This is a genomic window from Neobacillus fumarioli NBRC 102428, assembly GCF_001591485.1.
Taxonomy (GTDB): domain Bacteria; phylum Bacillota; class Bacilli; order Bacillales; family Cytobacillaceae; genus Neobacillus; species Neobacillus fumarioli.
Genome location: NZ_BCUZ01000019.1, coordinates 24,270 through 35,269, shown reverse-complemented (window position 1 = coordinate 35,269; position 11,000 = coordinate 24,270). Strand labels below are relative to the sequence as shown.

At 38.8% G+C, this 11,000-nt stretch carries 11 protein-coding genes; 4 read left to right on the top strand and 7 right to left on the bottom strand.

All coding sequences use genetic code 11. From position 1 onward, the window contains the following. The 4 genes from BFU02S_RS05490 to BFU02S_RS05475 form a co-directional block, all read right to left on the bottom strand. Window positions 1-1,990, bottom strand: a 1,990-nt coding sequence (locus tag BFU02S_RS05490; RefSeq protein ID WP_084360997.1) for a cbb3-type cytochrome c oxidase subunit I, incomplete at its 3' end; no start/stop codon positions are given. 12 nt (window positions 1,991-2,002) lie between these two features. Continuing rightward, a complete protein-coding gene (locus BFU02S_RS05485; RefSeq protein ID WP_235841986.1) occupies window positions 2,003-2,908 on the bottom strand; it encodes a ubiquinol oxidase subunit II in 906 nt (301 codons plus the stop codon). Between the two features lie 117 nt (window positions 2,909-3,025). Then, window positions 3,026-3,259, bottom strand: a complete 234-nt coding sequence (locus BFU02S_RS05480) for a hypothetical protein (protein WP_066367665.1) — start codon at window positions 3,257-3,259, stop codon at window positions 3,026-3,028. Window positions 3,260-3,703: 444 nt separating this feature from the next. Beyond that, on the bottom strand, window positions 3,704-3,973 hold the full coding sequence (locus BFU02S_RS05475) for a hypothetical protein (RefSeq protein ID WP_066367664.1): 270 nt from the start codon (window positions 3,971-3,973) through the stop codon (window positions 3,704-3,706). 188 nt (window positions 3,974-4,161) lie between these two features. Between BFU02S_RS05475 and BFU02S_RS05470 the strand changes: the two genes are divergently transcribed. Continuing rightward, the gene (locus BFU02S_RS05470; protein ID WP_066367662.1) at window positions 4,162-4,533 is read left to right on the top strand and encodes a hypothetical protein; all 372 of its coding nucleotides are present in this window, start codon (window positions 4,162-4,164) and stop codon (window positions 4,531-4,533) included. A gap of 118 nt (window positions 4,534-4,651) precedes the next feature. Here the strand turns inward: BFU02S_RS05470 and BFU02S_RS05465 are convergent, their stop codons facing one another. Next, on the bottom strand, window positions 4,652-5,746 hold the full coding sequence (locus tag BFU02S_RS05465; RefSeq protein ID WP_066367660.1) for a PrsW family intramembrane metalloprotease: 1,095 nt from the start codon (window positions 5,744-5,746) through the stop codon (window positions 4,652-4,654). Between the two features lie 102 nt (window positions 5,747-5,848). After that, on the bottom strand, window positions 5,849-6,937 hold the full coding sequence (locus BFU02S_RS05460) for an AI-2E family transporter (protein ID WP_066367657.1): 1,089 nt from the start codon (window positions 6,935-6,937) through the stop codon (window positions 5,849-5,851). A gap of 155 nt (window positions 6,938-7,092) precedes the next feature. On the opposite strand from BFU02S_RS05460, the gene BFU02S_RS05455 reads away from it, so the two are divergent. Beyond that, a complete protein-coding gene (locus BFU02S_RS05455; RefSeq protein WP_066367654.1) occupies window positions 7,093-7,518 on the top strand; it encodes a DUF2512 family protein in 426 nt (141 codons plus the stop codon). Window positions 7,519-7,564: 46 nt separating this feature from the next. Here BFU02S_RS05455 and cysK read toward each other — a convergent pair whose 3' ends face one another. Further along, window positions 7,565-8,488, bottom strand: a complete 924-nt coding sequence (gene cysK / locus BFU02S_RS05450; RefSeq protein ID WP_066367652.1) for a cysteine synthase A — start codon at window positions 8,486-8,488, stop codon at window positions 7,565-7,567. Window positions 8,489-8,969: 481 nt separating this feature from the next. Between cysK and BFU02S_RS05445 the strand changes: the two genes are divergently transcribed. Both BFU02S_RS05445 and BFU02S_RS05440 read left to right on the top strand, forming a co-directional pair. After that, window positions 8,970-9,752, top strand: coding sequence for a phosphodiester glycosidase family protein (locus BFU02S_RS05445; protein ID WP_066367650.1), 783 nt, complete (start codon window positions 8,970-8,972; stop codon window positions 9,750-9,752). A gap of 12 nt (window positions 9,753-9,764) precedes the next feature. Then, on the top strand, window positions 9,765-10,757 hold the full coding sequence (locus BFU02S_RS05440) for a hypothetical protein (protein WP_066367647.1): 993 nt from the start codon (window positions 9,765-9,767) through the stop codon (window positions 10,755-10,757). Window positions 10,758-11,000: the final 243 nt, after the last annotated feature.

Genomic DNA, 11,000 nt, shown 5'->3' with positions numbered 1-11,000 from the left:
ACACTACCGTTACAGTTGGGGGAACTGTATGTTGACTTCTAATCGCTTTTTCTGTTTGTTCGATTTCTTCAACGGTAATGTAATAATCGGTATCGTACTGGAATGATCGGACGAATAATGTAACAGCTACCCCAATTAGCCCGATAATTCCCATCCAGAACCATTCGAACGTAAACCCAAATCCTGCAATAAAGAAAAAACAAGCCATGATGAAAGGAACCCCGGTATTCTTTGGCATATGGATCGGCTCATATTCGTACGGTTCTGGTTTTGAATCTTGTTTCCTTATTTCTTGTTTTTTGTACCACCATGCATCACGACCATGAGCCTCTGGCAGCACAGCGAAGTTATAAACTGGCGGCGGAGATGGAATGGACCATTCTAATGTCCGGCCATCCCAAGCATCGCCCGTAAAATCACGCTCACCGTATTTGATGCTGTAAAGAATTTGCCATACTTGAAAAATGAAACCTACCCCCATCAAGAATGCACCGACCGATGAGATGAAATTGAGAGGAGCCCAGCCCATATCCCATCCTAAGGAGATACCATAGGTATAAATTCTTCGGGTCATTCCCATGAAACCAAGGGCGTATTGCGGCATGAAACATACATAGAAACCAATTTGCCATAACCAGAATCCCCACTTGCCCAATCGCTCATTTAACTTAAATCCAAACAGTTTTGGCCACCAATAATACATTCCTGCCAGATAGCCAAACACAACACCCCCGATTAAGACTTGATGGAAGTGAGCTATGAGGAAATAACTATTATGATATTGATAGTCTGCAGGAGCAGCAGCAAGCATAACACCTGTTGCACCGCCGACCAGAAAGCAAGGAACAAAAGCACAGAACCATAACATAGGCTGTGTCATACGGATACGACCGCGGTACATCGTAAACAACCAGTTAAATACTTTCACACCTGTTGGAATCGCAATAATCATCGTACAAATAGCGAAAACGATATTAACATCTGCACCGGCACCCATTGTAAAGAAATGGTGCACCCAAGTATAGTAAGAAACGACAGCGATCGCAATCATTGAAAATACCATTGAACCGTAGCCAAATGTAAGCTTTTTCGAGAATGTTGCCACAACCTCCGAGAAAACACCGAAAGCCGGTAATACAACGATGTATACCTCAGGATGGCCCCACATCCAAATCAAATTGACCCACATCATAGGATTCCCGCCGGCATCCATGGTAAAGAAATGGCCTCCAAATAAACGGTCGATTGTCAACATCACTAGTGCTGCAGTAAGTATTGGGAACGCCCCAAGAATCGCAATCGATGACGATAACACTGACCATGTAAATAACGGCATATCTCGTAAACGCATGGAAGGCGCTCGCATTTTCAAAATCGTTACAACAAAGTTAATGCCTGTTGCAAGACTCCCGATACCGGAGATTTGAATCCCCCATATCCAGAAGTTTTGTCCCGGTCCCGGACTAAATTGATCTTCTGATAAAGGTGGGTAGGAAAGCCAGCCAGAGTCAGCTGAACCGCCGATGACGAAAGAAATATTAAAAAGCATAGCTCCAATAAAGAACAACCAAAAGCTGATAGCATTTAACGCCGGATAGGCAACATCTCGGGCCCCGATCTGCAGCGGAACAACCATGTTAAATAAAGCAAACATAAATGGCATAGCCATAAACAAAATCATGATTGTTCCATGTGTTGTGAAAATTTCATTATAGTGTTCCGAAGCTAAAAAACGATTATTTGGAACCGCCAGCTGTATACGCATGAGGATGGCATCAACCCCGCCGCGGAACAGCATAAGAAGCGCCGAAAGCAAATACATAATGCCAATTTTTTTATGGTCCACCGTTGTAAGCCATTCTCTCCATAACCATCCCCATTTTTTTAAATACGTAAGGGAGGCAACAATCGCGATGATGGCCAAAACAATGGAAACATCCGCCCCATAAATCATGGGATCGCCTGTAACAAAGAAACCCGATGTATTCATAATTTCCTCCTTTTAATCAGCCGTTTTTTGCATATGCATTGTATCGCCCATATGGTGCATATGAGGATAATAAATTCCTCCATTTTTATTGACGATATTTTCGTATAAGTTCTTAGGGTATGAGGAAAAGCTTAATTCTTTTACGTTACCTGGTTTGGACAATTCTCGATATCCATCATTTGTAAGAGCCGGTGAGTTTTTCTTAAGCCCCGCTGCCCATTTATTGAAATCAGCTTGACTAACTGCTTTTACCCTAAATTGCATATGAGCAAAACCTCTTCCTGTAAAATTCGCACCAGAACCGAAATATTCTCCTGTTTTATCGGCTTGAAGCCATAAGCCCATGGACATACCTGGCATTGAGTATTCCTGCCCTCCAAGTTGTGGCACCCAAAATGAATTCATCGGCGCATCAGAGGTTAACACAAATTGAATCGGAACCCCTGCAGGTATAACTGCATAGTTAACAGTTGCAATTCTTTGGCCGGGATATGTGAACAGCCATTTCCAATCTAATGAAGTGACTTGAACAACAACGGGTGTTACATCCTTTACAGGAGGTTTTGTCAAATTCAGGGTTGTTCTTGCAGTAAAAACCCCGAGAATCGCAATGATCACCACTGGAATGCCCCACCAAACAATTTCCAGCACTTTGCTATCGGCCCATTCAGGCTGGTATGGAGCTTTGTTTCCAGGAGTGTCTTTATATCGAAAAATGATATGAAAAAAGATTGCCAACACCGGAATGATTATAACGGCACATAAAATGACCGAAATAATAATTAAATCCATCTCTTGCCGTCCTACAGGTCCTTTCGGGTCAAGAACAATAAATTTACTTCTGTCACAACCAGCCAACATTAGTGAGGCCAGTAAACCCAAGATATAGAATTTACCATATCGGCTCCTTTTTTTCACTTTCTATTCCCCCAATGTTTTAAAAATTTACTCCTAAATGTTTACACAATCCATCGGAACAAAAGAAAAGCTGTCGGCGAGACAGCTCTGTTTACATGTCTTCTTTCGAAAAGGCGCTTATTTAACTTTTGAATGGCGTTCCTTACCGATCGATCCAATCACCGAACCCAATATAAATGTGTATCCGGCACCAACAAAAAAACCAAGTGCAATAGTAAAGTGGAAATTATTATCCATTGTCCATGGTACGCCGGTATTTGCCCAGGGCTGGCCGGTTAGTAACTCATAAATCAAAAATAGAATTCCGATGGACACTTCGATCCACATTAGCTTCATCGCTAGTTTTGCCATATACATACCTTCTCTTCTTTATGATTTACTGTTAATTTCCCCTGATTGACATGATTTATTCGATATGTGTGCAATTCTTCCATTTAATACACATTGTTTTTTATTACCGATACTAATTTCTAGTGAAATGTTTAAACTATTTAATCCCGGGAAAATAATTTTTTGAGGAGAATTATACAGCGGCAGAAAAACGATGAAATGAGGGGATAAAGGGTGGATCCATATTATTGGTACACAATTGCCGACATTGGATTGTTTATAGCTGCTATGGGCGTTTCTACGTATATGTTTTTTAAAATGATGAATGAATAATCACATAGTTAGAACTCTCACCGACTTAGCGAGCCGACAGGGCAGTTTGATTAGAATCCTTGCCTTCCTGGAAAAATAAGAAAAAAGGGCCGATTTTAGCCCTTTTTTCATTCTTACATAAAATTTACTCTACTATAAAAATCTATCAAGAATTTCTCTGATGAGTTCTTGATCTCGGTTACGTCTGTTTTGACTACTGCTGCGGCTGCCGCGGTTTCGATTTCGATCTCTGCTGCTTCTGCCAGTGTCACCGTTCCGATTTTCTGCGCTGCTGCGACGGGTATCGGTAGTTCTATTCATTGGCGCATGATTCATTATTGGCTGCTGCCCATCATTATTTAATAAACAAGGGTCGTTCCATGCTGGCCCGGACCATTGGAAATAGTTATTTCCAGTATTCAAAATCATCCACTCCTTTTATCATAAATTCCTTTTGCGATATAAATTATTCAAAAAAACAGTTTTAGCTTGTACATCCGCCTCATCTAAAATCTTTTTTTATAACAGGCTGCTGATAATCGACGTATTTCGTACATGATGTTATAGTAATAACGACTGTATTATCATGAATAAGGATTTAGGTGAATAAAATGGGAAAATTCATAAAATTTATCATGGTCATTGTGGCAGCTGCAGTTTTGATTTTTATCATTATAGGAGTCATCAGAGGGATTCCAAATATCACAAATGAGTCGAAACCGCCACAACAAAGTGCTTCTACCATGCCCAGCAAAGAAGACTATGACAAAGTGCGGATAGGAGATCCGAAGACTGGAAAAGGCGGCATGACGTTAAAGGAAGTGGAACAATTTCTCGGGAACGGATCCCTTCAAACTACAAGTAAATCAGGAAATTCGGTGCTTGAGGTTTATACCTTTGCCGGAAAAGCCGGTCCGAATTCCATTTTAGTTACTTTTGTCAATGGACACGCCTCCGGAAAATCACAAACAGGATTGGACTAACTTAATTCTAAAGAAACCCGCCATTTCAGCGGGTTTTTTTAAATTAAAATAAGCCGCGGTAATTGCACGACTGGCTTATTAGGGGGATATTAGCTGGAAGAATTTGTTGCAAAACAACTTAAGATGGCGACGGTTCTAATGGAATATGTCTTACCCCCCACTTTTTTTCGGTAATTTCCTTAAGTCCAAAACGAATCATAAGGATAACAAGTACCCATGAAAAAATCATTAGAAAAATTTGTCCGAATGGAAAGATACCCGGGATCGTGGAGTCCCATAAAGCATGCATTGCCACAACGAGAGAAAATATACTAAGGAATTTTGGCGACAATAGCATATTAAACCGAAAATTTTTTTCTCCTTGAACAATACAGACAGCTGCTCCTGTCAATGCTGCCCAGGCAACATGACCACCAGGAGCGAAAATACTGCGGAATAGGATCGTGCTATAAAGTGCCTGAAAACTTCCGGTTAAGAGCGCGCGTAATGCGTAACCAGCCGTTTCAAAAGCGGCAAATCCTGCCCCAATCGCAGCACCTATTAATAAACCATTCAACACATATCGGTATCTCGTATTACGCACGAAGAATATTACGGCAATCACTTTTGCAAGTTCTTCAGAAATTCCAATGGTAACGGGATTTATATTATTCCTGCCAAAGATATCGTAAAAAACGAGTGCAGCTAAAAGAGCAATGATTCCCCCAATAAACACGACATATACGATTTTATAGATCGCAATATTTTGGGGAGCATTCATTTCCCAGAAGAAAATCAAGGTTGTAAACGGAACGGCAAAAGCACCAACGATAATTAATCCAGGGATAAAATTAATATTTCTAAACACATTTACCCCAATAAACAATCCTATGTAGGCGATCATAGCCACCAAAAATACTCTTGAAAATAACCAGGGCTTCGGCCATGTATCCACTACCTCCTCAATTTTTGGAGTCGTAAGTGCGGTTCCTACAATGAAAAGTCGTTCTGCTTCCGTATCTGTATGTCTACGGAATACTCGCGAAAAAATATTCCTGAACTTTGGTTCAGCGGAACGGTGACTTCTTGGAATACCATCTGCTTTGTCTGCAAACCAGTAAAAAATACTGTATTTCTCATGATGATAATTTTCCCGATTAAAAAATTCACGACCACAATTTATGCAAAAATTTGCTCCATCCTGATTCAAATTTTCGCAGGAAGGACATTTCATTTATTTTCCCCCTCATGTAAGAAACTTTTGTGTATTAGTTTTACACACAAAAAAGGAACCATTCAGGCTAAATTTAGCCTAAGGTTCCTTTTTCATGTAATTTCATTGGAGACTCGATTTTTTCCTGGCTTTTAAAAACTTTACTGCATTTAAGACGATCGTTTTTCCAACTGCATAGGAGGGAACTGCCAAAATCATCCCTATGATACCAGCCAGATTCCCTGCCGCAAGCAAAATAATGATAATGGTTGCCGGATGAATATCCAGACTTTTTCCAAGAATAAGAGGTGATAATAAATTGGATTCAATTTGTTGTGAAACAATTAGGACAATTAGAACGAGTACCACTCTAGTAGGCGAATCAAAGCATGCAACAATGATTGCCGGTACCGCACCTATCACCATCCCGATGTATGGAATAAAGTAGGTACAAGCAACCGCTAAACCCATCACCAGAGCAAATGGCAAGTGGATGATCAGGTAACCTATAAAAGTCATCGTTCCGACTGATAAGGCAACAGCAATTTGACCATGGATATAGGATGAAAGTGTTTCACCGGTTTCTTTTAAAATAGTCAGGCCTTCGTCTCTCAACGTAATAGGAAAAAAACGCGATAAAGCAATCGGAAATTTATAGCCATCCTTTAACATGTAAAATAATAAAAATGGAACAGTGACAAGAATCACCGCTATATTAGCAATGACACCAAGTATATTCGTAATGCTGTAAGTAATTCGTTCAGGCAAAGTATTAGCAAATTTCGTAAGTTTTTCTTCAAAAGTTGGCAGAAGATTTTTTTGTGAAGTTACAGCCCATTGAAATTCTGACGATTGAACCAGTTTGTTAAAATATTTAACAGTTCGATTCGCATAATCTGGAAGTGCGGTTGCAAGGGCAGTAAACTGCTTACCTAAATAAGGCACAAGGTTTTCAGCGATTACCAAGATAATTCCAGCAACAGCCATATAGATAAAAATGATCGCTACTACTCTTGGCAGTCCCTTGCGATGAAGAAAACTTACGACGGGGTTTAACAAAAAAAATAAGAATCCGGCAATAATAATCGGAAAGAATAGTGTTGAAATAAACACACCGATCGGACGGAATAAAAAATCAACTTTCGAACAAATGTAAATAATCGATAGAATCAACAGTATCTGGATTAACCAAAATTGGGATTTATATTTCAACTAACTTCCCTCAATTTCCAATAAAATTTTAGTTTCACATTATCGTTATTCCATGGTGATTTCCAACACTTTCATGCAAAACCTCCTTCTTTTATGACACGTGTTGAATGAATTTTTCACATCTTGACCAAAATGGTATGTAAGGAGGTAGACAAATGAATAATGTTTTGGTTTTTATTGTAAAATTTGTCACTTGTATGATTGCCTATGCAGTCGGTCTTGATTTATTTTTCAAAGCGGCATGGACAGATGTTGTTTGGTTTAGTGTCCTAACAACAATTGTTTCTTTCATTGCCGGTGACATGATTTTACTATCCCGAATTGGAAATCGCAATGCGTTAATCGCTGATTTTCTTCTATCTTATATGGTTGTGTGGATTTTTGGAAGCGTCCTGCTTCATAACTATATGCAAATCGCGTGGGGAAGTATTATTTCAGCTATTATCATAACAGCTGGTGAAATGATCGTGCATCGAATGCTGTATAATTCCAATTATACTCACAGTAAAGGCGGCGTTTCCAAACGGTTTGCTTATGGAATGGAAATATCCGAGGAAAACGATCCAATAAAAAGAAAATAAATTTGCAGGTAAAAGCGCCGGTTTTCTACCGACGCTTTTATGTATTTTAAATCGGGAATAGATCAGATGATAAATAACGCTCTCCCGTGTCCGGCGCCAAGCCTAAAACATTTGTACCAGCGGGAAGTTTTTTCGCAATTTCTATTGCATAATAAATAGAGGCAGCCCCTGATGCTCCAACTAAAATCCCTTCCTCTGCAGCTAGACGGCGGGCTGTTTCCTGGGCATCTTGATCCTCAATTAGTAAAATCTTATCATAAATGGATTGATTTAAGATTTTCGGGATAAATCCTGGTCCTGTTCCAGGAATTTTATGCGGGCCTGGTTTGCCGCCGGATAAAACTGGAGATCCCGCTGGTTCAACAACATAAATCTTTAGACCAGAGATTTTTTTCTTTAATACTTCACCGGTACCAGTTACAGTACCACCTGTTCCTGCAGTACAGACAAAGGCGTCTAAATTGCCTTCGAAAGCCTCATAAATTTCGATAGCGGTTGTATCCCGATGGGCATCCGAATTAGCAGGATTTTCAAATTGCATTGGGATGAAACTTTCAGGAATTTCTTTCGCAATTCGATATGCCTCATCAATTGCCCCTTGCATCCCCTTTTCTGACGGGGTTAACAGAACTTCAGCACCATAGGCTTTTAAAATTTTCACTCGCTCTTCTGTGGCATTATCAGGCATGGTAATGATACAACGATATTTTCGTGCAGCACACACCATTGCTAAGCCAATCCCTGTATTTCCGGATGTAGGCTCAATAATCACACTTTTTCCGGGAATAATTTTCCCATGAACTTCTGCTCGTTTGATCATGTTAAACGAAGCGCGGTCTTTCACACTTCCACCTGGATTAAACGATTCCAATTTAATATAAACGGAGGCACCTTTTGGATCAGGCAAATGATTTAACTTCACAATTGGAGTATGACCAATTAGCTCTAAAATGGAATTGTATAATTTCATATTTATACAACCTTTCATTCAATTTATTTCCATAGGAATTATAAGCTTTTGTTTCAACAGTTTCAATATACGTCCCTCCGCCATGGTAAAAAAATAATAAACTTACCATGTCCTAGACTAAAATATAAATACAGCTATACTAAAATAGAGAATATTCATATTTATACCACTAATTTCCATGTTATTTTTCGACTTTTTCAGTGAAAATTTTTACTACGAACTATTTTCCACTATCTTTTTTTTTCAGAACACATTATTATATAGTGGGCGAGAATAATAAATTACTAATTTAAAAACTGTAAAAAAGGTGTGAGTTTTATTGAAGTTCATAAAGTTCTGTTTTTATGTGCTTTTAACCTTTATATATGTGTGGGTTAGCAGTGTATTTTTGGTGTTTCACGGACCATTTCCTAATTTAAAAAATTATGTAATAGGTATTGTTTCTACTTCGATGCATCCTCAATATTTGGAGCCACTGTCATTGTGGACAGTCTCTTTAAATGAAACGAAACCACAAATGAATAATGTTGCCGGAAAAGGATCAACGATTTTTGCTAGTTTTAAAGACGTAAATGACTCATCTATCGAAGTAAAAGATTACCATGCGCCTACTTTTTCAGCAAAAATCATGCTCGTTCACGATCCTAAACGAATAAGAGTAGCTGTTACAAAGTACAAAGGGGATGTGGGTCAAACGGTAAGCGAAATGGTTGATGACGCCCACGCGGTTGCTGGCATTAACGGCGGCTCGTTCAGTGATGTGGCTTATCGCGGTACTGGCGGAATTCCGCTTGGCAATACAATACAGGACGGAAAAGTTATTACAAGTGGCGACTCGGCTCCTACCATCGGATTTACAGATGAAGGAGTGCTAGTATGCGGCACTTATTCGCAGAAAGAATTGATTGAGGACCATGTAACACAAGCGGTTACCTTTGGTCCAGTTCTAGTGAAAGACGGAAAAGGAATTATCGAAGGAGACGGCGGCTGGGGATATGCTCCCCGAACAGCAATTGGACAGAGGGAAGATGGAACCGTCATTATGGTTGTAACGTCCGGAAGAATGGTAAACGGACCAGATGACCTCGGCGCTTCCATGAAAGATTTAATGAATCTTATGCTTAAATACGGGGCAGTTAACGCTGCAAACTTGGACGGCGGCTCTTCCTCCACGATGGTTAAAGACGGAGTATTATTAAACCAGCCTACTGATGTATTAGGAGAAAGAAAAATTGCCACCAGTTTTGTCGTTATGCCGGAATAAGGAGATGAGAAAATGAAATATTTTCTAATTTGTATACTGCTCATCACAGGGATTGAAACGGGAGTTTATTGGCATTATGACAGTCTCCTTAAAAATCCAAATGAAGTTGTACATGCCGGCACAAGCAAACCAGTTTCGGCGAGTATTGATCATAAGCAATCAGATAAGGGTGTAATCTTGGCAGCAAAAGATCCTGTGAGCCAAATAAAAATCTCCGAAAATCATCAATTGGCGGCATATGTCAACGATCAAAATGAACTTCATATTGTTAAATTATCCGACCAATCGGAATTGTATTCCACAACGGATACCCATGAAATTGTTTATTTAAAATGGATTCGAAATGACAGTTTGTTTATCGGATTAAAAGGAAAGAATTCTCTTATTTTAAAAACCTTTCAAATAGGTTCGCAGCAAGAAAGAACAATTGAAACATTTAATGGGGTCTCAAGCACCTCGACATTTAAATCCATTGCCTATAGTCCATACACAAATGATGTGTACATTTTAATTGGGAACCAGACGAGAACAAAAATGTATCACATTAATACGAACGGTCATATGTCCGTAATGCCTTTGGATCATAGTTACATCGACAAACCGATGATGTTATCAACCAAAAATGAATTATTCTATCAAGATGCAAATTACAATATTTGGGTTGTAGCAGACGGCGAAACGAAGAAATTCAAAAATAATGCGATTCCATTAGCCGTATATGATGACTCCTTCTATTACGGCATCTTGAATGATGAAGGAAGAGTTGCTTCCGTTTATAAGTATGACAAAGGAAACAAGGAAAAAGTAGAAGATCTTTCTACACCTGTTCATGCAAAAAATATTGTTGTTAAATCCGATGGAACCATCCTTGTATTGAAGGAAAATTCATATTACAATTCCAAGACTGGCAAAACCATCCTCCTTTCTGATAATGTCCAAACTTTTGTTGATGATAATGCATTATTTTTTATAAAGAACAATAAGACTTATCTAGTTGAAAGTTAAAGCTTGAGGACTTCTCAAGCTTTTTGTTGTTTCAATAGTACAATTTACCATTATTATTTTCGAAAAATATAAAATATTGTTTTATTTCCCTGTTCATCTTACTTATAGAGGAAAATCTTACATACAAAAATGAACGTTTTGTGACAAATCTCTATTATAGGCAAAACTCTATACTCAATTCCTTTTTTTTCTGTTATATTTAAATAGCATTTTACTAATATGTATTTTTATTAAAAACTTAAA